Origin of the sequence: Nonomuraea harbinensis, assembly GCF_019396385.1 — a bacterium.
GTDB lineage: Bacteria > Actinomycetota > Actinomycetes > Streptosporangiales > Streptosporangiaceae > Nonomuraea > Nonomuraea ferruginea.
The window spans coordinates 63704-85532 of the sequence record NZ_JAHKRN010000017.1; the positions used below are offsets into that span (position 1 = coordinate 63704).

A 21829-nucleotide genomic window follows, 5' to 3' on the forward strand; every position below is an offset into this window, starting at 1 on the left:
TGACGGGCATGCGTTTCGGGGTGCTGGGCCCGCTGGCCGTCTGGACCGACGCGGGAGAGCCCGTGACGGTGCCGGGGCTCAAGGTGCGCGCGCTCCTCGCCGACCTGCTCGTGCACGACGGGCGGCCGGTCTCCACCGACCGCCTGCTCGACGACCTGTGGGGCGACGACCAGCCCGGCAACCCGACGGGCGCCCTCCAGGTGCGGGTCTCCCAGCTGCGCAAGGCGCTGGAGGACGCCGAGCCCGGCGGCAAACACCTGGTCGTCTCCAAGGCCCCCGGCTACCAGCTCGCCGCGGGCCGGCAGGTCGACGCCGCCCGCTTCACCGACCTGCTGGCCCGCGCCGAGGCCGCCGACGACCCGCGCACCCGCGCCGGCCTGCTCGCCGGCGCGCTCGACCTGTGGCGGGGCCCCGCCTACGCCGACTTCGCCGACGAGGAGTTCACCAGGGCCGCCGTCGTGCGGCTGGAGGAGCAGCGCCTCACCGCGCTGGAGCTGCGCGCCGAGGCGCGGCTGGAGCTGGGCGAGCACGGGCTGCTGGTGGGCGAGCTGGGCGACCTCGTCTCCCGCCACCCGCTGCGCGAGCGGCTGCGGGCCGCCCACATGCGCGCCCTCTACCGCGCGGGCCGCCAGAGCGAGGCGCTGGCCGGCTACGCGGAGCTGCGCGAGAGGCTCGCCGAGGAGCTCGGCCTCGACCCGGGCCCCGAGCTGGCGGCCCTGCACCAGGCGATACTCGGCCAGGACCCGGCGCTGAGCGGCCCCGCCGAGCGCCCGGCCACCAACCTGCCCGCCTCGCTCAGCAAGCTCATCGGCCGGGGCGACGCGCTGGCCGAGGTGCGGTCGCTCGTGCGGGAGGAGCGGCTGGTCACGCTCACCGGCACCGGCGGGGTCGGCAAGACCCGGCTGGCGCTGGAGGTGGCGGGCGAGCCGGCCGAGGAGTTCCCCGACGGGGCGTGGCTGGTGGAGCTGGCCCCGCTCGACCGGCGCACGGCGTCGCTGCCCGAAGCCGTCATGGCCGCGCTCGGCATCCGCCAGGACGACGCCGCCGCGCCCGCCGACCGGCTGGCCGACGCGCTGCGGGCCCGCCGGATGCTGCTCGTGCTCGACAACTGCGAGCACGTCGTCGAGCAGGCCGCCGAGCTGGCCGCGCGGCTGCTGCGCGCCGCCCCCGGCCTGCGCGTCCTCGCCACCAGCAGAGAGCCGCTGGCGGTCGACGGCGAGGTGCTGTGGGCGGTGCCGCCGCTCAACCTCCCCGGCAGCACCGACCTGGCGGTCATGGCCAGGTCTGACGCGGTGCGGCTGTTCGTGGCGCGGGCGGCGGCGTCGGCGCGCGGGTTCGCGCTGAACGCGGGCAACGCGCAGGCGGTGGCGCAGCTCTGCCGCCGGCTCGACGGCATCCCGCTGGCGCTGGAGCTGGCCGCCACCCCGGTGCGGGTGCTCGGCGTGCGGGGCGTGGTGGACCGGCTCGACGACCGGTTCAAGCTGCTCGCCTCCGGTAGGCGCGGCGCGCCCGCCCGCCAGCAGACGCTCATGGCCGTCATCGGCTGGAGCTGGGACCTGCTCACCGAGCCCGAGCGGGCGGTGCTGCGGCGGCTGGCCGTGCACGCCGACGGCTGCACCATCGAGGCCGCCGAGGCGGTGAGCCCCGATGAGGACGTGCTCCACCTGCTGGCCCGGCTGGTGGACCGGTCGCTGGTGGTGGTCGTCGACGGCGCCGCGGGCGTGCGCTACCGGCTGCTGGAGTCGGTGGCCGAATACTGCCTGGCCCGCCTCGCCGACGCGGGCGAGCTGGAGAGCGCGCGAGCCGCGCACGCCCGCCACTACCTGGCCCTCGCCGAGCAGGCCGCGCCACACCTCTACGGACACGAGCAGCGGGCCTGGCTGCAGCGGCTCGACCAGGAGGGCGCCAACCTGCGCGCCGCCCTCGACACGGCCGTCGAGCAGGGCATGACGGACGTCGCGCTGCGGCTGGTGAACGCGCTGGCGTGGTATTGGTTCCTGCGCGGCCGGCTCGCGGAGGGCCGGCGGTCCCTGGAGACGGCGCTGGCCGCGGCCGGGCCCGACGGCGGTGACCCGTCCGCCCGCGCCGCTGGATGGCTGGCCGGGTTCACCGCGCTGCTCGGCGAGGAGGTCGACTGGGAGCCGGTGTTCGCCCGGATCGACGACCGCGCCGCGCGGGCCAGGGCCACGCTCTTCGTCGGCCTGGTCGTCCTCGACCTGCCGTCGAGCGAGGAGCTCGTGGGCAGGGCGCTGAAGGAGTGCCGCGCCCTCGGCGACCGGTGGGGCGTCGCCGCCGCGCTCAGCAGGCAGGCCAGGACCGCCTTCGCCACGAGCGACCTGGAGACGCTCAAGGAGGTCGGCGAGGAGAGCGCCCGGATCTTCCGCGAGCTGGGCGACCGCTGGGGCCTGCTCCAGGCCACCGAGTGGCTCGCCGGGATGGCCCAGACGGTCGCCGACGGCGAGCGCGCCAAGGAGCTGTTCGCCGAGGGCCTCCACATGGCCGAGGAGCTGGGGCTGTGGCCCGAGGTCGCCCGGCGCACCTCGTGGCTCGGCTGGCTGGCCATGTACGAGGGCGACCACGCGCGTGCGATGGAGCTGTGCGGCAGGGCCATGCGGCTGGCCGTCTCCCACGGCTACCAAGAGGGCCGGATGATGTCGGAGATGGGGCTCGCCTTCGCCGCCCAGAAGGCGGGCGAGCTCGACCTGGCGGAGCGGCACCTGCTCAACCTGCTCGACGGCGTCCCGCGCGGCCCCGGCGTCGAGCCCGCCCTGCACCTGCCGACCACCCTGGGCGCGCTCGGCTACGTCACCGAGCAGCGCGGCGACTGGGCCACCGCGCTGGCGCTGCACCGTGAGGCCTACGACGCGTGCCGCAAGCTGGGCGACCCGCGCACCACCGCGTTCACCGTGGAGGGCATGGCCAGCGCGCTGGCCGCCGGCGGCTCCCACCCGGCCGCGGCCCGCCTGCTCGGCCTCGCGGCGGCGGCCCGCGCCCGGCACCGCACGCCGCCGGTGCCCTCCGAGCAGGAGGAGATCCAGCGGGTCGCCGAGGCGTGCCGGGAGGCGCTGGGCGAGCCGGCGTACGCGGCCGCGTACGCCGAGGGCGGCAAGCTGGAGCTGGACGAGGCGACCGCGGCGCTCTGAGCGTCAACCGGTCAGGTGCTCGTGGAGCCGGTCGAAGAACTCCATCCAGCCCTGCCTCGACTCCTCGCCCGCGTTCGCCCCGTGCTCGCGGAAGGTCATCGCGGTCCTGCCGTCGTCGTCCGCCAGCCCGATCGTCAGCACCGAGACGGGATCGTCCGGTTCGCCGGTGGTGAAGACGAGCCGCGCGGGCGGCGCCACCTCGCGGTAGGCGCCGTCGAACGTCACCTCGAAGCCCTCCTCGGCGGTCAGCGTCACCTGCCATCGGCCGCCCGGACGGGCGTCCAGGACGATCCGGTCCACCGGCGCGGCCATGAACCGCGGCCCGAACCACCGGGCGAACCGCTCCGGCGTGGTCCAGGCGGCGAACACGTCCTCGCGGGGCACGTCGAACACGCGGATGATCTCGTACGAGGCGGTCTGCGTCATGGTGGCCTCCCTCTCCATGTCGGCGAGGGCCCACCATGACCGGGCGGGCTTACGATCCCCTTCACCCGGTCTTAAGGGGCAGGACTGTGCTATCGCAGACGCTAGGCTGCGCGGGTGGACAGCGCAGAACTCAAGGAACGCGTACGCGAGCTGCGGGCCGAGGGCCGCTCGCCCAAGGAGATCGCCCGCGCGCTCAAGGTGCCGCCGTCGGCCGTCGCCCCGCTGGTGCGGGCCATCGCGGCCGAGAACGCCGGCGGCGGGGACGACCGTGAGGCCGAGCTGATCGGCTGCTGGATGAGCGTCGGCTGGAGCAACGGACTCGGCGTCGACCCCGCCCGAGGCTGGACCGACGAGGCGCCCGACGCCGAGGGCGGCAAGGTGTCGGTGCTGGTGGTGAGGCGTCACAACTGGGACAAGCTGACGGTCGTCGGCTGCCTGGCCGACGTCTACTGCACCGGCATCAAGCACATCATCGGGCCCGACGTGGTCGACGAGCGGGAGCTGCGCCGGTTCAGGGAGTTCTTCTTCTCCGACTACAAGGGCTTCCAGGAGGTGCCCGTCGAGCTGGCGCGTCACCTGGTGTTCGGCGCCGACGACTACGCCCGCTCGCTGGGGGTCGAGTCGCACGAGGAGTTCGGGCAGATCTCCGACGTGCTGGGCGGCTGGGAGGGGCCGTCGGCGATCACGTTCGGCCGCCGGGGGAGGCCCTACTACGTGCCGGACACGTACGACGACCCGCAGAAGGTCGTCCACATCCTGCGCCGCAAGCTCTCCTACGACGAGTTCGACTACGACATCTAGCTCTTCTCGCCGGAGAACCTCTCCCACGCCGACTGCCGAGCCGTGCCCATGGCGGCGCCGATCCGCGCCCATGAGACGCCCCGGTCGCGCAGCCGGTCGACCCAGACCTGGAGGTTGGCGTCGACCTGGGCGCTGACGGCGGCGACGCGCGGCAGGAAGTCGAGGATCTCCTGGTCGGACATGGTGTCCGCCCAGGGGATCTCGGCGGTGGACGACGACTCGCGCGGCATCTCGAGTATGGCGTTGCACAGCCCGACGCACTCGTCGCAGATGTAGACGCCGGCGCCGGCGATGATCTTGCCCACCTCGTCCTTGGACTTGGTGCAGAACGAGCAGCGGATCTCCATGGAAACCTCCTTGAGCTGTCAGGTGTGACCTGACATGGAGGCTAGACTGTCAGGCTCGCCCTGACAACCCCTCGGTGGCCGCTTCCCGGATACGGTGGCTTTACCTGCCTGGCAGCCCCGGCCGGGGGCGTACGCACGAAGGAGCACGACATGGCCGAGTCACGGGAGCACAGGTTCGTCGGCACGCGAGGTGAGAACGTCGTGCGGGAGTGGCCGCACGAGCGTCCCCGCTACGTCGCCGTCCTCGTGCACGGCTACGGCGAGCACATCGGCCGGTACGAGCACGTAGCCGACGCCCTCGTGCGCCACGGCGCCGCCGTCTACGGCCTCGACCACATGGGACACGGCAAGTCGCAGGGCGAGCGGGTGCTGATCGAGGACTTCGAGGACGTGGTGACCGACGTGCACGCGGTGGACGAGCGCGTCCGCGCCGACCATCCCGGCGTGCCCGTCGTGCTGATCGGCCACTCGATGGGCGGCCTGATCGCCGCCCGCTACGCGCAGCGCTACGGCGACAGCCTGGCCGCGCTGGTGCTGTCCGGGCCGGTGATCGGCTCCTGGGAGGTCATCCCGCAGCTGCTCGCGCTGGACCCGATCCCGGAGGTGCCGATCGACCCGGCCACGCTCTCCCGCGACCCCGCCGTCGGCGTCGCCTACGCCGAGGACCCGCTGGTGTGGCACGGCGCGTTCAAGCGGCCCACGCTGGAGGCGCTCGCCACCACCATCGAGGTCATCGCCAAGGGCGGCACCTTCGGCCCGCTGCCCACGCTGTGGATCCACGGCTCCGACGACCGGCTCGTCCCGCTGGCGGGCACCCGGCCCGGCATCGAAGCCGTCAAGGGCGGCGACTTCACCGAGATCATCTACCCGGAGGCCCGCCACGAGGTCTTCAACGAGACGAACAAGGACGAGGTGCTGGCGGACGTGACGACGTTCGTCGACCGCGCCCTCGCCTCACGCCACCCGTAGCCAGGCGTGCCCCGAGCCCCGGGTCCTGGACAGCTCCACCTTCCAGCACCCGGGCGCGGGGAACACCCACCCGGTGCCCCACTCGTAGCCGGGCCGCCGCCAGTTGGACCCGCCGTGGTCCTCCAGCCAGACGAGCTCGGCCCGCTTCCCGCCGGGCCCCGTCGCGGAGACCTTGAGCGGGCCGTCCCCGGTCATCCGCCACACGATCTTCACCTCGGCCCCGGCCTCGAACGGCACCTCGGCGAACAGCAGCCCCCACAGTTCGGCGTCCTCGGAGGTGCCCCGCACCTCGGTGAAGCCGTCGGCGGGAGTGAGCAGTTCGGTCCCGTTGCACGTCTCCCCGGTCTTCACGGCGCCGGCCACCGGCCCGTCCGTGCCCGGTGGAGGCGCGTGCGTGGACTCGCCCGTACCCGTCGTGCCCGCCGCGCACCCGCCGACGAGCACGATCACCGCCACCACCGCCATCGCCAACGCCCGCACCGACGCTCCTCCCGGCCGTTCCGTCCATCCCTTCCTCTACACGCGGACGGCCGGAAAGGTTCCTGCGTTCAGGGGGAGCGTTCGAGTTCGCGGCGGTAGGCGTCGAGGACGAGGCCGTGGAAATGGTGGACCGCGTGCTCCGACAGGCCGGACCCGCCGGGATCGTAGACGATCTTGCCTTGGGTGAACGCGGGGCTGCGCATCCCGCGCTGGACGCTCTCCACCAGGGCGATGTCCTCCCTCTGGAGCACCTCGTCGATGTAGCGGATGCTGTCCACCTCGGCCTCGTCGGGCTGGGCCGTCTCCAGGTAGAAGTCCCAGGTCTCGCGGGTCCGCTCCGGGCCGTCGGGGACGATCTGCAGCACCATGAAGTTGCCCCGGCCGGGATAGCGCAGCAGGCAGGTGTTGGGCCACAGCCACCAGACCGCGTGCTCGGTGACCGTCGCCCCCGACACGTCGTAGGCGGAGTTCTCCGCCTGGCCGGCCTGGGCCATGTGGCTGGACCAGATCCCGTGGGTGGTGACCTCGTAGGTGCTCATGTCGACCAGGGACACGAAGTCCTTGTGCGCCACGTGGCAGTGGTAGCACTCCAGGAAGTTGTCGACGACGTTCTTCCAGTTGGAGGCGATGTCGTAGGTGAGCCGGCGGGCGAGGGTCAGCTTCGCCACGTCCGGCGCCCGCGCCAGGATCTCCGCCTCCAGGTCCCCGGCCTGTTCGGTCAGGGGTGCGGCCCGGGGATCGAGGTTGACGTAGACCATGCCGCCGAACTCGCCGGCCTGGACCTGGTCCAGGCACACGGCGGAGGCGTCGAACCCCGGCATGTCGCCGGTGTTGCGCGCCCGCCGCAACCGGCCGGTCAGGTCGTAGTTCCAGGCGTGGTACGGGCACACGATGCTGCGCCGGACACCGGACCCCGTCAGCAGTTCGTGCGCCCGGTGCTTGCACACGTTGTAGAACGCCCGCAGCGCGCCGGCCTCGTCGCGGACCGCGACGACCGGCAGACCGGCGACCGTGCCCGTCACGTAGCTCCCCGGCTCCCGCAGCTTCTCCACGTGACACAGCCACTGCCACGTACGAGCGAAGATCGCCCGCTGGTCGACGTCGGACCAGCGCGGATCGGTGTAGGCGTCGGCGTGCAGGGACATCGACAGGGCGGGGTCGGGGTCGTATCCGGCGGAGATGTGATCGAACGGATCAGGTGTCACCGTACCTCCAAGACCTGACACCGGCGCACGGGATCCGCGTGGCGACACCCGAATCCGGCGCCAACTCAATCGAGGCTAATGATCCTTGAGGCGAACAATCAACCCTTTGATCACTTAATCGGCGGCCTCGCGGTTTTCCGCCCGTTTCGCAGGCGCTGCTGCCTCAATCCCGGGCCTCGGGGTCCAGCCCGAGCACCGAACGCCCCCCGTCCACCGGCAGCGTCACCCCGTTGACGAAGGACGCCTCCGGCGAGAGCAGGTACGCGACCGCCGCCGCGATCTCACCGGCCGTGGCCACCCGGCCGAGCGGATGCAGCCGCGCCATCTCCCGCTCGACCCCGGCCGCCGCCTCCGCCGGCTGCCCGGCCAGGAACTCCTCGTACCGTTCCGTCGCCACCGACCCGGGGGCGACGGCGTTGACCCGGATCCCCCGCTTGCCGTACTCGACGGCGAGCGCCCTGGTCAGCCCCTCTATCCCGGCCTTGGCCGTGGCGTACGGCAGGCTGCCCGGCACCGCGCGCCGGGCCTGGTGGGAGGTGACGTTGACGACGGCGCCGCCGGTGCCGGCATCCAGGAAGCGGCGCACGGCGACCGCGCAGCCGACGACCGCCAGGTCCAGGTTCGCCGCGATGAGTCCGCGTACCTCCTCAATGGGCGCGCTGTGCACGGAGGCGTCACGGAAGACGGCGGCGTTGTTCACCCAGCCGGCCAGCGTGCCCGCCTCCTGCGCCAGGTCGGCGGCGCGGCCCGCGACACCCTCGTCCGCCGCGTCGCCGACCACCCCGACCACCCGCTCGCTCGTCCAGCCCAGCGCATCGGGGTCACGCTCCACGACCACCACCGTGTGCTTCTCTCCCAGCAGGCGCTCCACGACAGCCCGCCCGATCCCTCTGCCTCCACCGGTCACCACATACGAAAGGCTCATGATTGGACGATATGTGGATCTAGCCCACACCCATCCCCTTCTTGCGGGCGGTCCCAAAGCATCGGCTTCGCCCACCAGCGCTCCGCGCCCGACAACTCAGGCCGCGCCCATTGGGGGGCGCGCCCCCCAAACCCCCATCTCAAACCCCGCTTCGCCGCTTCGTAGAAGACCTGGGCCTGATCAGCTGGGACAAGACCACCCGCGTCCGCTCCGGCTGTGCCGGTGGACCCGTGACCGCACCGAGTTGAAGCAGGCCATCGACGTGCTTCACCGGCGGTTGTGTCCAGTCGTCCTCGCACTCGTGACCTGGGACTCCGGCGCGAGCCGCAGGAGGGCCCAGACGGTCCGGCCGTGTCCGTCGCCGCGCACACCCCAGCGGGTGGTGAGTCGCTCGACGAGATGGAGGCCGCGGCCGTTCAACTCGTGGTCCTGGGCCTGGTGCAGTCGGGGGACCGATGGGCCGCCTTCGTCGAGGACGGCGAGGACCACCAGGTCGTAGCGTGTGTGGACGGCAATGCCGAAGGTGCCGCCCGCTGCGCCGCTGCGGGAGTGGCGGACGGCGTTGGTGGCCAGTTCGGAGATGACGAGCGCGGCGATGTCGGCTCCGGCGCGGTCGGCCAGGTAGCTGGTGACGAACCGGCGAGCTTCGCGGACCTGGGTGGTGACTCCCGGGAAGGTACGGCACGCGGGGTGGGTCGTCGTGTGGAGGTTCGTGGTTCGATCCATGGCGGCTTACCTCGTGTCCGTGCAGGTCAACGGCCTAAGATGCTCTGACTGGTACTGAAAGTACTGGGGCTATACCTCAAGTACAAGCAACTTTGTGTACTTGCACCGCACAATAAGTACTGGTCTGCTGGACCAGCCAGCACCACAAGCAGGTAACCGCGGCCCAGGAAGGTGTACATGTTCGGACTCATGGTGCGATTCACCTGCAAGAACGAGACGAGCGCCGCAGCATTCGACCAGCTCGTCAGCCAAACCATCGAAGCCATCCGCCACCATGAGCCCGGCACCCTCGTCTACACCGCACACCGGGTCGACGGTCAGCCGCTTCAGCGGATCTTCTACGAGCTCTACCGTGACCGGGCCGCCTTCGAAGCCCACGAGCAGACCGAGCACACCAAGCGCTTCCTCGCCGCCCGCCGAGAACTGCTCGCCGCGGTCGAGGTCGACTGGCTGGAGCTGCAGAGCGGGAAGGGCGCCGAGGCGTGAGCACCGAATACCAGCGAGCCCTGGGCAGACGCATCGCTCAGGAGCGCAGACGGCGCGGCCTGTCTCAGCCGGAGCTGGCCAGGTTGATGGACCGGTCAGTGGCGTGGGTTTCCCAGGTGGAGCGCGGCGTGCGCAAGATCGACCGGATGTCGGTCCTGGAAAAGCTCGCCGAGACGCTGGATGTGCCGCTGTCAGAGTTGGCCGCCGAAGCGCCGGTGGTCGCCGCCGTCAGCGACGAGATCCCCGGTGCCGCAGCCCTGCGCCTCGTGCTCTCGGGCGCGCATTCGCTCCAGGCCATGCTGCGGCGAGTCCCGGCACCGGCCGGCCAGCAGGTGAAGGCTCGGGTGGATCACGCCTGGGAGCTGACCCACGAGAGCCGCTACGACGACCTGGCCGACCTGCTGCGCGACCTGGTGCCCACGTTGGAGAACGCCGCCCGCAGCGCCCCGGCCGCACAGCAGGCCGAGATGTTCGAGCTGCTGGCCACGACCTACCAGGCGTGCTCGGCGTCACTGGCCAAGCTCGGAGAGCCGGAGGCGGCGTGGATCGCCGCCGACCGGGCCATCAGCGCGGCCGAGCGGGCAGGCAACCCGCTGCTGATGGCAGCCGGCGCCTTCCGGCTGGGATTCGTCTTCCTGAGAGCGCGCCACTTCGACCAGGCCGAGGAGACCGCCCGCACCGCCGCCGAAGCGCTGTGGCATCTGGCCGAGCAGGGCGAACCGGAAGCGATGTCTCTATGGGGAGGGCTCACGTTGCAACGCGCCGTCGCCGCCGCCCAGCTGAACCAGGCCGAGACCGCATATCAGCACCTGGCCCAGGCACGGGAGATGGCTGAGCGTCTGGGCGACGGACGCAACGACCACAACACCGAGTTCGGCCCGGCCAACGTCGTCCTCCACGAGGTGGCCGTCGCAGTGGAGTTGGGCGACGCCGGTCACGCGCTACGGGTGGGGGCCGCGCTGGACGCATCGGCGCTCTCCGGCGAGCGACGCGCCCGGCTCCTGATCGACCTCGCCCGCGCGCACGCCCAGCGCCGCCAGGTGGATGAGGCGGTGATCGCGCTGCTGGAGGCCGAAACCATCACGCCGGAGCAGATCCGCAACCATCGGATCGTCCGCCAGGTCGTCACGGATCTGCTGTCGATGCAGGATCCCGCCTCGCCTGAACTGCGGGGACTGGCTGACCGGGTGGGAGCGTAGGAATCGGCGCCGGGACATGGGTCTAGTTATGGCTGGGATAGAGGCTCACGAGCTGAGACCACTATCCGGCTCGACGGTCTGAGTGGCCTATTCATAGGGGAGAGGCCCTGCCCAGCTTCCACCCCGACCGCGATCGACCACCTCACATCCGGGGGTGCAGGGGGCCGGGAGGCCCCCGCCCAGGGGTGCGGGGAGCTCGGCTCCCCGCTGAGAGGAGCCCGAGCCGGTTCGCGCGAAGCGCGCCTCCCGGCGAGGACCACGCCTGGGACGGACCGGCAAAGGACCACGCCTGGGACAGGGGTCAGGAGTCGGACAGGGTGGCCAGGACCTGGTCGCCGTACTTGGCCAGTTTGTTCTCGCCCACCCCGCTCACCGTGCCCAGCTCCTCCAGTGACGACGGCCCCAGTGTCGCGATCTCACGCAGCGTGGCGTCGTGGAAGATGACGTAGGCCGGGACGCCCTGCTCCTTGGCCGTGGCCGCGCGCCAGGCCCGCAGCCGTTCGAAGATCGGGGCCGCCTCCGGGGGCAGGTCGGCCGCCGGGCGGGACTTCGGGGCCGACGCGGCCTTGGCCGGGCGGCGGGGGTCGCGGCGCAGGCGGACCTCGTGCTGGCCGCGCAGCACCGCCGCGCTGGCGTCGGTCAGGACGAGGGCGCCGTAGTTGGGCTCGACCGCGAGCAGGCCCTGCGCCAGGAGTTGCCGGGCCACGCCGTGCCATTCGGCGTTGCCGAGCTCGGTGCCGATGCCGAAGACGGTCAGCGAGTCGTGGCCGTGCTGCAGGACCTTGGCCGTCGTCTTGCCGAGCAGGATGTCGACGATCTGCCCCACGCCGAACTTCTGCCCCCGCTCGCGGGCCAGCCGCAGCACCGTGGAGAGCACCTTCTGCGCCGGCACGGTGCCGTCCCAGGACTCGGGCGGCGTCTGGCAGGTGTCGCAGTTGCCGCATGGGGAGCCGCCCGCCTGGCCGAAGTAGTCGAGCAGCATGACCCGCCGGCACGTCACGGTCTCGCAGAGGGCGAGCATCGCGTCGAGGTGGAGGGCCTGGCGGCGGCGGTGCTGCTCGTCGCCTTCGAGGGCCATGCGCCGGTGCTGGACGACGTCCTGCAGGCCGTACGCCATCCACGCCGTGGCAGGCAGCCCGTCGCGCCCGGCCCGCCCGGTCTCCTGGTAGTAGCCCTCGACGGACTTGGGCAGGTCGAGGTGGGCCACGAAGCGCACGTCGGGCTTGTCGATGCCCATGCCGAACGCGATCGTCGCCACCACGACCAGCCCTTCCTCGCGCAGGAAGCGGGCCTGGTGGTGGGCGCGGGTGCGGGCGTCGAGGCCGGCGTGGTAGGGGAGCGCGGGGATGCCGTTCTCGACCAGGAACGCGGCGATCTTCTCGGCCGACGAGCGTGACAGGCAGTAGACGATGCCGGAGTCGCCGGGGTGCTCGGCGCGGAGGAAGTCGAGGAGCTGCCGCTTGGGCTCGCTCTTGGCGGTGATCCGGTAGTGGATGTTGGGGCGGTCGAAGCCGGCGACGAAGTGGCGGGCCTCGCCCTCGCGCAGGCCGAGGCGCTCGGCGATCTCGGCGTGGGTTGCCGGGGTGGCGGTGGCGGTCAGCGCGATGCGCGGCACCTCGGGCCACTGGGCGTGGAGCTCGGAGAGCGCCAGGTAGTCGGGCCGGAAGTCGTGGCCCCACTGGGAGACGCAGTGGGCCTCGTCGATGGCGAACAGCGAGATCGCGCCCTTCTTCAGCAGCCGCACCGTCGACTCCAGCCGCAGCCGCTCGGGCGCGAGGTAGAGCAGGTCGAGCTCGCCCGCCAGGAACTCGGCCTCCACCAGCTGCCGCTCGTCGAAGTCCTGCGTCGAGTTGAGGAACCCGGCGCGCACCCCGAGCGCGGTGAGCGCGTCCACCTGGTCCTGCATGAGCGCGATCAGCGGCGAGATGACCACGCCCGTCCCGGGCCGGACGAGCGCGGGGATCTGGTAGCACAGCGACTTGCCGCCGCCGGTCGGCATGAGCACGAGCGCGTCGCCGCCCGCCGCCACATGCTCGATGATCTCCTGCTGCCCCGGCCGGAACGTGTCGTAGCCGAACACGCGGTGCAGGACCTCGGTGGCTGTATTCATGCGGCTACCTTACGTGTTCGGAATCGCTCTCGAGCCGGGTTCGCCCACGGCGATCGTAGCCGCTGCGCATCGTCCTCCCTTGCCCTTTCGCGGTGTGGGAATGAAAACCGTTCCCGTCTGGTTGACGGGCACATGAAGAAGAACCTGCATCCCGCGTACCGTCCCGTCGTCTTCCGCGACCCGAGTGCCGGGGTCGCCTTCCTCACCCGGTCCACCGCGACCGGCACGGCCACCGTCGAGTGGGAGGACGGCCGCACCTACCCGGTGATCGACGTCGACGTGTCGTCGGCGAGCCACCCCTTCTACACCGGCCGCGGCCGCGTCCTCGACAGCGCGGGCCGGGTCGAGCGCTTCAACAAGCGTTACAGCAGGCCGTGACCCCGTACTGAACGGCCCGTCCCTGGGTAGCAGGGGCGGGACCGGCGGTGGGAGCGGTGGTGATGGCATATGGCCCTGTCGGAGCGGGAGCGCCGCATCCTTGAGGAGATCGAGGATGCCCTGGAACGCGACGACCCCAAGCTCGCCAGGCGCGTGTCGGGGGTCGCCTCCGGGACGGGCCGTCTCCGGAGGCTGCTCCTGAGTGGTTGGTTCATGGTCGCGGTCATCGTCGTGACAGTCGCCCTACTGGTGCTGGCGGTCGCGCTGGCGTGAGAGGCGGCGCTGGATGATGACCAGGTCGACGGCGGCGAAGACCGCGACGGCCGCCGCGATCGCGGCCTCCCATGCCCACACCTGCTCGCCCGTGCTCATCGCCTGCGTGATGAAGTAGACCGCCGCCGCGGTGCCCAGCACGAGCGCGGCCAGGGACAGGATCCGGCGCAACCGGTAGGGGCTGCGCGCGGTCAACGGCTCCGTTCCCGCGCGGTTGCGCAGCCACATGGGGATTCACACTCCTCTCAGGCGAGACAACGCAGCGCCGACACGAGCCGCGGGCTGAGCCCGTTGCCCGGAGGGAGCCGGCCCACCGTCGCCTCGACGAAGTCGGGATAGGACAAGCTGGCTTCGGCGTCGCCGAAGTGCACCCAGATCTGCTCGGCCGTCTGCTCCACCTGCACGCTCGGGTCCTGCTCGGCCAGCGCGAACCGGCCGACCGCGACCCGCCAGAACGTGCGGTCGTCCGCCTCGTCCGGGCGGACGGGCGCGCCCACGTCGTCGGCGTGCGTGGCGTACTCGGAGTCGTAGTGGAAGGCCTGCTCACCCACCGGATAGGGGCCGGCCATGGTCTCCAGGAGGGCGTCGCGGCCGAGCGCGCGCATGCGGCGGCGGGTGTCGCCGTTCTTGTCGCGCCACTCCCGCAGCACCTCTTCGACGGGCAGGTCACGCCGCTGACGGACGCACCACTCGTTGAACTCGTTGTAGCCGCCGATGCCCTCCGCCTCCATCAGCAGCCGCAGCTCGCCGAGGGTGCCGTCGAGGCAGGCCTGGTTGTAGAGCTCCTCGCCGGCCAGGTGGCCGAGCACGTCGCGGACGGTCCATCCGGCGGCGCGGGAAGGGCGCCGCCAGCCCTCCTCGTCCAGGCCGGAGAAGAACCAGTCCAGCCGGGACGCCTCGGCGTCGAAGATGTCGAACGGGTCGTACTCGCGCAGCAGATCCTCTGGCATATCCGGTCGCTACCCGCAGGATCCCGGAACTCACCGGGCCCGGGCACGGCGAAGGCCCGGCCGGAGCCCGGCCGGGCCTTCACTCAGTGGTGCTTACCGGCGCCAGCTGTAGACGCGCACGTAGTCGGTGCGGCTGGTGGCGTCGTCGAGCTTCCTGTCGCCCTTGAAGACGGCCTTGTAGCTGCCGCTACGGTAGGCGCGGTCCTTGGCGTAGAACTTGCCGTGACGGTCGGTGCGGTCGGAGGCGACCCACTTCCAGCCGCTGAAGCGGTTGGCCTTGTAGTAGACGTGGACCTTCTCGTAGCGCACGGCGCGCCAGTGGTCACCGCGCTCGGCCAGCAGGCGGCCGGAGAAGTAGACCGGCTTGCCCTTGCGGACCTTCGACGGCGAGGCGTCGAAGCTCAGCCGGGTGTCGGCCTTGCTCCAGCCCTTGCGGACGTCGACGTAGAAGAACGACGTGTCGTGGGCGACACGCTTGCCCTCCTTGTCGAAGGCGGTGGCGATGGCCTTCCACTTGCCTTCGGGGTCGTGCGAGGTGAACGGCACCGAGAAGCGCCAGTTCTCCAGGGGCTTGACTTCCTTGCCCCGCAGGGTGCGGAACTTGCTGTCGGCCGGCTCGACGCTGAGCTCGACCTTCTCGACGTCGGAGCTGGCGCCCACCTTGAAGCGGGCGACGGTCTCGCTGCCGTGCTTGACGACGACAGGGTTCGGCGAGACGTCGAGGATCTCGACCTTAGGCGCCTTGGTGGTGGTGGCGGCGACGGCGCTGCCACCAGACATCAGCATGGTCCCGCCCGCGAGAGCGGCGACCAGGCCTACGGCGATCTTTCGCATGAGGGTGCTTCTCCCCGTAAATCTTGTGGCACCGGCCCGGGATGACCGGTTCCCTTTACTGCTTAGAGCCACACTAAGGGGGAAAGGTTCGCTAAAGTTACGGGAAAATTTTGATCACGGTGGTCACCTGCACTGATGGAAAAAAATCCGTTTTGAGGCCACCTGACCGACTAGGCTCGGAGCTCATGACCGACGTCTACACCCTCGGAGAGGCGCTCGGGGTGGTCTCCAGCGGCCGGGTCCGCCACGAGACCGAGGCCAGGCTGGACATCTGCGGCCCCGAGTTCACCCTGGCCGTGGCCCTGGCGCGGCTCGGTCACCGCTGCGCCTTCGCCGGCAAGGTCGGCTCCGACGAGCTGGGCGCCCGGGTGCTGACGGTGCTGCGCGGCGAGGGCGTCGACGTCACCGACACGCGCGTCACCGAAGGGGTGCCGACCGGGCTGCTGCTGCGCGACGCGCGGGTGGGCCGCGAGCCGCTCGTCACCCACTACCGCGCCGGCTCGGCGGGCTCGACGCTGTCACCCGGCAACGTGCCGATCGACCGGGTCGGCGCCGCGCGGATGCTGCACGTCACCGGCGTCACCGCGGCTCTGGGCAGGGATCCGCACGACGCCGTGCTGGCCGCCGTGAGCGCGGCCAAGAGCGCGGAGGTGCCGATCTCGTTCGCCGTCGAGTACCGCCCCGAGCTGTGGGCGTCGGTGCGCGAGGCGGAGGAGGTGCTCACCGAGCTGGCCTGCCAGTCGCACCTGCTCTTCGTCCGCCAGGACGAGCTGGACCTTGTCAAGCCCGCGCTCACCCCCGAACGCGAGGTCGTGGTCGCCCGCGGCGCCAAGGGCGCGAGCGTGCGGGCCGACCGGATGCGCTACGACGCCCCCGGCCCGCAAACGCCGGTGGTCGACTACGGCGGGGCCGGGGACGCGTTCGTGGCCGGTTACCTCAGCGCGGCCCTGGACGGGCTGACCCCGCCGGAGCGCCTGGGGCGCGCGACGCAGCTGAGCGCCGCCGCCGCGTCCACCGCCAGCGACTGGCAGGGCCTGCCGGCCAGGGGCGAGCTGTAGCTACTCGATGTTCAGGGTGAACGTCGAGGTGGTGTTCTTGATGTTCTGCGCGTTGTCGGCGAAGCGCAGGCCGCGGAACGTGGCCGAGCCGACGGCCGGGCCCTGACCCTGCTCCGGCAGCTCGTTGACCCAGATGCCGAAGCCCGACTTGGCGTCGTAGGCGTCGCCGCTCCTGCGCGCCCCGGTGATCGACACGTCCGTGAAGACGGTGTCGGTGACCGGGTTCACCGGCCGCGCGCCGTCGTACATGGTCTGGAACATGATCCCGCTGTACGTGGGATCGACGATGTCCAGATTGCTGACCCGGATGCCCTGGAACGTCGTCGACGCCGAGAACAGCCACATCGCCGGGAAGGTCTGCGCGCCCCAGAAGTGGCCGCCGGCCCGGACGAGCGAGATGTTCTCGAACCGGGTGGGCGGGTTCGCCCCGAAGCCGTGCATCGGGTAGCCGAAGTCGAGCGAGCTGATCGTGACGCCCGAGTAGACCAGCGTGTCGGCCACGTAGATGTCGCGGAAGGTGTTGCCGTACCCGCCGTAGACGGCCACGCCCGCGGCCCGCCAGGTGAGCAGCGAGGTCAGGTTCTCGTAGACGTTGCCGTGCTGCTCACCCGCGTTGTTGTCGGTGGCGGAGAACAGGGCGAAGCTGTCGTCGCCGGTGGACCGGGTCTCCACGTGGGTGACATGGTTGCCGGTGCTGCCGTTGGTCATGTTGAGCCCGTCGGCGAACACGTTCCTGATCCGCGAGTTCCTGATCGTCATGTCGTCCGTGTTCGAGCCCCAGTACATGCAGACCTGGTGCTCCACCCACAGGTTCTCGATCGTCATGTCCGCCACGTTCGTGAAGTCGAACACCTTGCCCGGCCCGTCGATGCGCGAGGTGTAGTTGCCGAAGTAGGCGAAGCCCGCGAACGTCGAGCCGTTGGCCGTCGCGTCCGCGCGGAAGCCGACGTCGGTGTTCGACTGCCCGGCCGGCGCGTGGAAGCGGGTGTACCAGGGCCCGGCGCCGACGATCCTGACGGCCTTCCCGTACACCTGGAACTTGCCCGTCGTCTGGTAGCTGCCCGGCGGCAGGTAGACGCCGGTGAGCGCGCTGTCCATGCGGGCCCGGTCGAGCGCGTTCTGCACGTCCTGGTGCCCGAACCCGGTCGGTACGGCGTACTTCGCCGGGTCGGGGTTGCCGATGGGGGAGACCTGCTCGAAGTCGACGAAGTCGATCGTGTAGGTGGAGGTGTTGGCCGCGTCCTTCTGCAGCCTGATCTTGCGGCCCGCCGGGACCGTGGTGTCCAGCATCAGGTTGGCCTCGTCGTAGACGTGCCGCGGCGGGCCGGAGCCGGGGTTGTCGTCCGGGCTCGCCTCGGGGCCGTACAGCCAGGCGAAGCGCGAGGTCAGGTTGATCGCCTTGTGGAAGGCGCCGTCGACGTACACGTTCAGCGTCGCGTCGAGGCCGCCGCCGCCCGGCGCGTCCGGGATCGAGAAGCGGGTGACGAGCGTGTTCGTGGCCGCCTTGGTGGTGAACTCGACGTAGGAGCCGGTGGCGGCGAGCGTCACCGCGCGGCGGCCGGACGCCTCCCCGGCCAGGTCGCCGATCGTCCTGTTCGGGCCGATCCGGGTGGCGCCGCCGCCGACGACCGCCTCCTCGGCCTCGTACGTGTCGTACGGCATGTTCGCGCCCCTGCCGATGGACAAGGGGTGCGTGCTGGTGTTGTTGTCCCGCTTGTCAGGCAGTTCCCTGGGGTCGTCGGCGAGCACCACGCGGACCGTGTGCCGGCCGTCGGCTGCGGTCCAGGTGCCGAGCGGGACCGGGGCGGTGGTGGCTCCCGGCGCGATGACGCCGCTGGCGGAGCCGGTCAGCGTGCGGACGGTCGCGCCCGAGCCGTCGAGCACGGCGAGCGTGATGCCGTGCGAGCCGGCGCCGGAGGCGATGGTGCCCTGGTTCCTGATGGCGACGGTGAAGGTGACGGTGTCGCCGGGGTCCGGGTTGCCCGGCGTCCAGCCGACGTCGGCGACCAGGTCGGCGGTGTCGGGGAGCGGGACGGCCGTGCCGAACACCTGGAACTCGGCCACCTGCCCGCCGGGCGCGCCGGAGTTGGCGGTGATCCGCAGCCGCACGTCGGCGGCCCGCGCGGTGACCGGGATCGTCACGCTGTTGCCGGTGGCGGGGTCGAAGACGTACGCGGCGGGCGCGACGAGGCGGGAGAAGCCGGCGGCGCCCCGCGCGCGGCCGAGCACCTCGACGGTCTGGGTGCGCCTGGCCCAGACCGCGTCCGGGTTCAGCTTGAGCACCACCGAGGTGAGGTCGGCGTCGCCGCCGAGCGCGACGGTCAGCGTGTTCGGGTAGGTCTGGCCCTCCCAGTACGTCCTGACGTCACCGTCGTTGGCGTTGCCGGCCACGTACGTGTGGGTGTGCGAGGAGGCGGCGATCCCCTTGCCGGCGGCCAGGTTCGTGCCCGGCTCAGGGCCGGGGCCGCCGCTCTCCCCGTACACCTCGAACTCGGCGAGCTGGGCGGCGGGCCAGCCGGTGTTCGCGGTGAACAGCAGCCGGACGTACCGGGCGCTGCCGCTCAGCGTGATCGTGGCGGACGGCGCGAAGCCGTACGTGGCCGACGGCTTGAGCGTGGTGAAGCCGGAGCCGTCCGCGCTGCCCTGGACGGTGAGCGTCTGGGTGCGGCTCGGCCAGCCGGCCGGCAGCTTGAGTGTGAGGCCGGTGAGCGTGGCGGCGGCGCCGAGGTCCACCTGGACCCACTGCGGGAACTGGCCGTTGGCCGACTCCCAGTAGGTGGCCTGGTCGCCGTCGGTGACGTTGGCGGCCCGGTAGACGTCGGTGAAGCCGCTCGCGGTGGCGGCCTTCCCGGCGGCCAGATTGGTGGCGGCGGCGGCCGGGGGCGGGGCGATGAGGAGTCCTAGGACGAGGGTCAGGGCGGCTAAGAGTGCGCGCATGGGGGGTGGCCCTTCGCAGGAGTACAGTTGGCCGCACCATAGGCTTTCCAGCAGATGTGAGCAATATCTCGACTGGATTGCGCAAGAAATGAATGCTGCTGTGATGCTCACGTAAGTACTTGCAATGGTTTGCGCTGACAGTCGTATAGTTTGCGTCATGACGCGACGACTCGCAGAGGTGGCCAAGAAGGTCGGGGTGAGCGAGGCGACCGTGAGCCGCGTGCTCAACGGCAAGCCGGGGGTGTCCGACGCCACCCGCGAGGCGGTGCTCACCGCCCTCGACGTGCTCGGCTACGAGCGCCCCACCCAGCTGCGCGGCGACCGTGCCCGGCTGGTCGGCCTGGTCCTCCCCGAGCTGCAGAACCCGATCTTCCCCGCGTTCGCCGAGGTCGTCGGCGGCGCCCTGGCCCAGCAGGGGTTCACCTCCGTGCTCTGCACCCGCACGGTCGGCGGCGTCTCCGAGGCCGACTACGTCGATCTGCTGCTCCAGCAGCAGGTCAGCGGCGTGGTGTTCGCCGGCGGCCTGTACGCGCAGGCCGACGCCGCGCACGGCCACTACGAGCTGCTGCACGAGCGCAAGCTGCCCACGGTCCTGGTCAACGCCGCCGTCGGCCACCTGGACTTCCCGCAGGTGTCGTGCGACGACGTGGTGGCGGCCGAGATCGCGCTGGGCCACCTGCGGGCCCTCGGCCACGAGCGGATCGGCATGGTGCTCGGCCCCAGGGACCACGTGCCCTCGCGGCGCAAGCTGGAGGCGTTCCAGGCCGGGGGTGGCGACGCGGACCTGGTCGAGCACACCATGTTCTCCCTGGAGGGCGGGCACGCGGCGGCCGCCCGGCTGGTCAGGCGCGGGGTCACCGCCGTCGTGTGCGCCAGCGACCTGCTCGCGCTCGGCACGATCAGGGCCGCCCGCCGCGCCGGGCTGAGCGTGCCGCGCGAGGTGTCGGTGGTCGGCTTCGACGACTCGGCGCTGATGAACTGCACCGAGCCGCCGCTCACGACGGTCCGCCAGCCGATCGACGCGATGGGCCGGGCCGTCGTCGACCTGCTGGTGGCGCAGATCGACAAGGCCGTCGTGCCCGCGGACGAGCTGCTGTTCGAGCCTGAGCTGGTGGTGCGCGCCTCCACGGCGCGAGTCCGTACGTGATGTAGTCGTTATCTTGCAATCTTCAGTCTGAATATTGCGGAGATAAGTCGCTGATCCTATGGTGTGGGCAATTCGCATCAGAAGGGTCAGATCATGAAGAGATCCGCTGGGCTCTTAGTCGCATCCGCGCTCGGACTCGCCGCCTGCGGCTCCGGGCAGCAGGCTCCCCCGGCGGGCGGGGCCGGCCAGGTCACCATCACCGTCGCCTGCCAGCCCGCCAAGTCCGCGCCCAAGGAGCGCCAGGCGTGGGACGACGACGTGGCCGCGTTCATGAAGGCGAACCCAGGCGTCACCGTCAAGAGCACCGACCAGCAACCCTGCTTCGACCCCAAGACGTTCGGCCCCAAGCTCGCCGGCGGCCAGATGGAGACCGTCTTCGTGGTCCCCGTCACCAACTACGACGACGTGATCAGGCAGGGGCAGGCCCTCGACATCACCGCGTACACCGGCGAGATCAAGAACTGGGACGACCTGCGCCAGGACGTGCGCGACCTGGTGACCAAGGACGGCAAGGTCTACGGCGTGCCCAACGTGCACTACGGCGTCGGCCTGGTCTACAACCGCAAGCTGTTCGCCGAGGCCGGCCTCGACCCCAATACGCCGCCCACGACCTGGGCCGAGATCCGTGAGGCCGCCAAGAAGATCGCCGCGCTCGGCCCCGGCCACGTCGGCTACGGCGAGTACTCCGGCGGCAACACCGGCGGCTGGCACTTCACCCAGGCCATCTACGGCCGGGGCGGCAGCATCCTGACGGACGACGGCAAGAAGGCCGCCTTCAACTCGCCCGAGGGCAGGGCTGTCCTGCAGACGCTGCACGACATGCGCTGGGTCGACGACAGCATGGGCACCAAGCTCCTGGTCGGCTGGGAGTCGCTCATGGTGGCGATGGGCAGCGGCAAGGTCGGCATGATGCTCGGCGCCCCCGACGTGGTCACCGACGTGGTCGGCAAGTTCAAGGGCAGCGTCGCCGACTACGGCATCACCGGCTTCCCCGAGGCCAAGGCGTCGCTGAGCGGCGGCGAAGCGTTCATGATCAACCCCAAGGCCACGCCCGAGGAGGCGAAGGCGGGCATGCGGTGGCTCGACTTCCGCTTCAACACCGTCGGCAAGGGCCGCTTCGACTTCGCCCGCGGCAAGGCCATCGGCAACCCGGTCGGCGTCCCCGACAACGCGGTCTACGGCGACTCGCCCACCGGCCAGGCCATCCAGGCCGACCGGGTGAAGAACGCCTCCCTGCCGGTCGAGAACTACGACCCGTACGTCAAGGCCTCCGCCGCCATCCCGCCCAAGGCCGAGCCGGTCCACGCCCAGGAGATCTACGCGATCCTCGACGTGGCCATGTCCGGCGTGCTGTCCGACGAGGACGCCGACATCGACAAACTGCTCGCCGACGCCGAGACCAAGGTGAACGCCGTGCTGGCGGCCAAGGGCTGAC

Annotated in this window: 21 protein-coding genes; 10 read left to right on the plus strand and 11 right to left on the minus strand. The window is 71.3% G+C overall.

The features are described 5' to 3' along the window. Positions 1-8 precede the first annotated feature (8 nt). Complete coding sequence (locus KME79_RS19300) at positions 9-3143, plus strand: AfsR/SARP family transcriptional regulator (protein ID WP_219545621.1); 3135 nt, start codon at positions 9-11, stop codon at positions 3141-3143. Between the two features lie 3 nt (positions 3144-3146). On the opposite strand, the gene KME79_RS19305 is transcribed toward KME79_RS19300, so the two are convergent. Next, a complete protein-coding gene (locus KME79_RS19305; RefSeq protein ID WP_219545622.1) occupies positions 3147-3569 on the minus strand; it encodes an SRPBCC family protein in 423 nt (140 codons plus the stop codon). Between the two features lie 114 nt (positions 3570-3683). Here KME79_RS19305 and KME79_RS19310 point away from each other — a divergent pair, with 114 nt between their 5' ends. Next, complete coding sequence (locus KME79_RS19310) at positions 3684-4370, plus strand: type I phosphoribosyltransferase (RefSeq protein WP_219545623.1); 687 nt, start codon at positions 3684-3686, stop codon at positions 4368-4370. On the opposite strand, the gene KME79_RS47430 is transcribed toward KME79_RS19310, so the two are convergent. Then, entirely contained in the window at positions 4367-4717 is a 351-nt protein-coding gene (locus KME79_RS47430; RefSeq protein ID WP_219545624.1) for a ClpX C4-type zinc finger protein, read from the minus strand. The genes KME79_RS19310 and KME79_RS47430 overlap by 4 nt on opposite strands. 150 nt (positions 4718-4867) lie before the next feature. Here KME79_RS47430 and KME79_RS19320 point away from each other — a divergent pair, with 150 nt between their 5' ends. Beyond that, positions 4868-5686: an alpha/beta hydrolase gene (locus tag KME79_RS19320; protein WP_219545625.1), complete on the plus strand. Its 819-nt coding sequence runs from the start codon at positions 4868-4870 to the stop codon at positions 5684-5686. Here KME79_RS19320 and KME79_RS19325 read toward each other — a convergent pair. The 4 genes from KME79_RS19325 to KME79_RS19340 form a co-directional block, all read right to left on the minus strand. Then, complete coding sequence (locus tag KME79_RS19325) at positions 5672-6166, minus strand: hypothetical protein (protein ID WP_219545626.1); 495 nt, start codon at positions 6164-6166, stop codon at positions 5672-5674. The two genes, KME79_RS19320 and KME79_RS19325, sit on opposite strands and share 15 nt — an antisense overlap. 68 nt (positions 6167-6234) lie before the next feature. Next, a complete protein-coding gene (locus tag KME79_RS19330; RefSeq protein ID WP_308248977.1) occupies positions 6235-7371 on the minus strand; it encodes an aromatic ring-hydroxylating oxygenase subunit alpha in 1137 nt (378 codons plus the stop codon). 163 nt (positions 7372-7534) lie between these two features. Next, positions 7535-8296, minus strand: coding sequence for an SDR family NAD(P)-dependent oxidoreductase (locus tag KME79_RS19335; RefSeq protein ID WP_246640089.1), 762 nt, complete (start codon positions 8294-8296; stop codon positions 7535-7537). A 267-nt stretch (positions 8297-8563) separates the two neighbouring features. Continuing rightward, a complete protein-coding gene (locus tag KME79_RS19340) occupies positions 8564-9022 on the minus strand; it encodes an ATP-binding protein (RefSeq protein WP_219545627.1) in 459 nt (152 codons plus the stop codon). 189 nt (positions 9023-9211) lie between these two features. Here KME79_RS19340 and KME79_RS19345 point away from each other — a divergent pair, with 189 nt between their 5' ends. Then, positions 9212-9508, plus strand: coding sequence for a putative quinol monooxygenase (locus KME79_RS19345; protein WP_246640090.1), 297 nt, complete (start codon positions 9212-9214; stop codon positions 9506-9508). Continuing rightward, entirely contained in the window at positions 9505-10707 is a 1203-nt protein-coding gene (locus KME79_RS19350; RefSeq protein WP_219545629.1) for a helix-turn-helix domain-containing protein, read from the plus strand. Before KME79_RS19345 ends, KME79_RS19350 begins: the two co-directional genes overlap by 4 nt. Positions 10708-11008: 301 nt before the next feature. Here the strand turns inward: KME79_RS19350 and recQ are convergent, their stop codons facing one another. Continuing rightward, entirely contained in the window at positions 11009-12817 is a 1809-nt protein-coding gene (gene recQ / locus KME79_RS19355) for a DNA helicase RecQ (protein WP_219545630.1), read from the minus strand. 132 nt (positions 12818-12949) lie between these two features. On the opposite strand from recQ, the gene KME79_RS19360 reads away from it, so the two are divergent. Further along, positions 12950-13195, plus strand: a complete 246-nt coding sequence (locus KME79_RS19360; protein ID WP_148033994.1) for a type B 50S ribosomal protein L31 — start codon at positions 12950-12952, stop codon at positions 13193-13195. Positions 13196-13264: 69 nt separating this feature from the next. After that, positions 13265-13468, plus strand: a complete 204-nt coding sequence (locus KME79_RS19365) for a DUF3040 domain-containing protein (protein WP_148033993.1) — start codon at positions 13265-13267, stop codon at positions 13466-13468. On the opposite strand, the gene KME79_RS19370 is transcribed toward KME79_RS19365, so the two are convergent. The 3 genes from KME79_RS19370 to KME79_RS19380 form a co-directional block, all read right to left on the minus strand. Then, positions 13439-13696, minus strand: a complete 258-nt coding sequence (locus KME79_RS19370; RefSeq protein WP_148033992.1) for a DUF6343 family protein — start codon at positions 13694-13696, stop codon at positions 13439-13441. The genes KME79_RS19365 and KME79_RS19370 overlap by 30 nt on opposite strands. Positions 13697-13713: 17 nt before the next feature. Then, positions 13714-14418, minus strand: coding sequence for a maleylpyruvate isomerase family mycothiol-dependent enzyme (locus KME79_RS19375; protein WP_219545631.1), 705 nt, complete (start codon positions 14416-14418; stop codon positions 13714-13716). A gap of 93 nt (positions 14419-14511) precedes the next feature. Next, positions 14512-15252 (minus strand): hypothetical protein, encoded by a 741-nt coding sequence (locus KME79_RS19380; RefSeq protein WP_219545632.1) that lies wholly within the window; start codon positions 15250-15252, stop codon positions 14512-14514. A 185-nt stretch (positions 15253-15437) separates the two neighbouring features. On the opposite strand from KME79_RS19380, the gene KME79_RS19385 reads away from it, so the two are divergent. Then, positions 15438-16310 (plus strand): sugar kinase, encoded by an 873-nt coding sequence (locus KME79_RS19385; protein WP_148033989.1) that lies wholly within the window; start codon positions 15438-15440, stop codon positions 16308-16310. On the opposite strand, the gene KME79_RS19390 is transcribed toward KME79_RS19385, so the two are convergent. Next, a complete protein-coding gene (locus tag KME79_RS19390; protein ID WP_219545633.1) occupies positions 16311-19247 on the minus strand; it encodes a discoidin domain-containing protein in 2937 nt (978 codons plus the stop codon). 157 nt (positions 19248-19404) lie between these two features. Here KME79_RS19390 and KME79_RS19395 point away from each other — a divergent pair, with 157 nt between their 5' ends. Further along, the gene (locus tag KME79_RS19395) at positions 19405-20394 is read left to right on the plus strand and encodes a LacI family DNA-binding transcriptional regulator (RefSeq protein WP_219545634.1); all 990 of its coding nucleotides are present in this window, start codon (positions 19405-19407) and stop codon (positions 20392-20394) included. Between the two features lie 93 nt (positions 20395-20487). Beyond that, positions 20488-21828: an ABC transporter substrate-binding protein gene (locus tag KME79_RS19400; RefSeq protein WP_246640091.1), complete on the plus strand. Its 1341-nt coding sequence runs from the start codon at positions 20488-20490 to the stop codon at positions 21826-21828. Position 21829: the final 1 nt, after the last annotated feature.

Coding starts and splice junctions, on each gene's coding strand:
- KME79_RS19300 (WP_219545621.1), top strand. CDS start 9: ATGCGTTTCGGGGTGCTGGGCCCGCTGGCCGTCTGGACCGACGCGGGA.
- KME79_RS19305 (WP_219545622.1), bottom strand. CDS start 3,569: ATGACGCAGACCGCCTCGTACGAGATCATCCGCGTGTTCGACGTGCCC.
- KME79_RS47430 (WP_219545624.1), bottom strand. CDS start 4,717: ATGGAGATCCGCTGCTCGTTCTGCACCAAGTCCAAGGACGAGGTGGGC.
- KME79_RS19320 (WP_219545625.1), top strand. CDS start 4,868: ATGGCCGAGTCACGGGAGCACAGGTTCGTCGGCACGCGAGGTGAGAAC.
- KME79_RS19335 (WP_246640089.1), bottom strand. CDS start 8,296: ATGAGCCTTTCGTATGTGGTGACCGGTGGAGGCAGAGGGATCGGGCGG.
- KME79_RS19340 (WP_219545627.1), bottom strand. CDS start 9,022: ATGGATCGAACCACGAACCTCCACACGACGACCCACCCCGCGTGCCGT.
- KME79_RS19345 (WP_246640090.1), top strand. CDS start 9,212: ATGGTGCGATTCACCTGCAAGAACGAGACGAGCGCCGCAGCATTCGAC.
- recQ (WP_219545630.1), bottom strand. CDS start 12,817: ATGAATACAGCCACCGAGGTCCTGCACCGCGTGTTCGGCTACGACACG.
- KME79_RS19360 (WP_148033994.1), top strand. CDS start 12,950: ATGAAGAAGAACCTGCATCCCGCGTACCGTCCCGTCGTCTTCCGCGAC.
- KME79_RS19365 (WP_148033993.1), top strand. CDS start 13,265: ATGGCCCTGTCGGAGCGGGAGCGCCGCATCCTTGAGGAGATCGAGGAT.
- KME79_RS19370 (WP_148033992.1), bottom strand. CDS start 13,696: ATGTGGCTGCGCAACCGCGCGGGAACGGAGCCGTTGACCGCGCGCAGC.
- KME79_RS19375 (WP_219545631.1), bottom strand. CDS start 14,418: ATGCCAGAGGATCTGCTGCGCGAGTACGACCCGTTCGACATCTTCGAC.
- KME79_RS19380 (WP_219545632.1), bottom strand. CDS start 15,252: ATGCGAAAGATCGCCGTAGGCCTGGTCGCCGCTCTCGCGGGCGGGACC.
- KME79_RS19385 (WP_148033989.1), top strand. CDS start 15,438: ATGACCGACGTCTACACCCTCGGAGAGGCGCTCGGGGTGGTCTCCAGC.
- KME79_RS19390 (WP_219545633.1), bottom strand. CDS start 19,247: ATGCGCGCACTCTTAGCCGCCCTGACCCTCGTCCTAGGACTCCTCATC.
- KME79_RS19395 (WP_219545634.1), top strand. CDS start 19,405: ATGACGCGACGACTCGCAGAGGTGGCCAAGAAGGTCGGGGTGAGCGAG.
- KME79_RS19400 (WP_246640091.1), top strand. CDS start 20,488: ATGAAGAGATCCGCTGGGCTCTTAGTCGCATCCGCGCTCGGACTCGCC.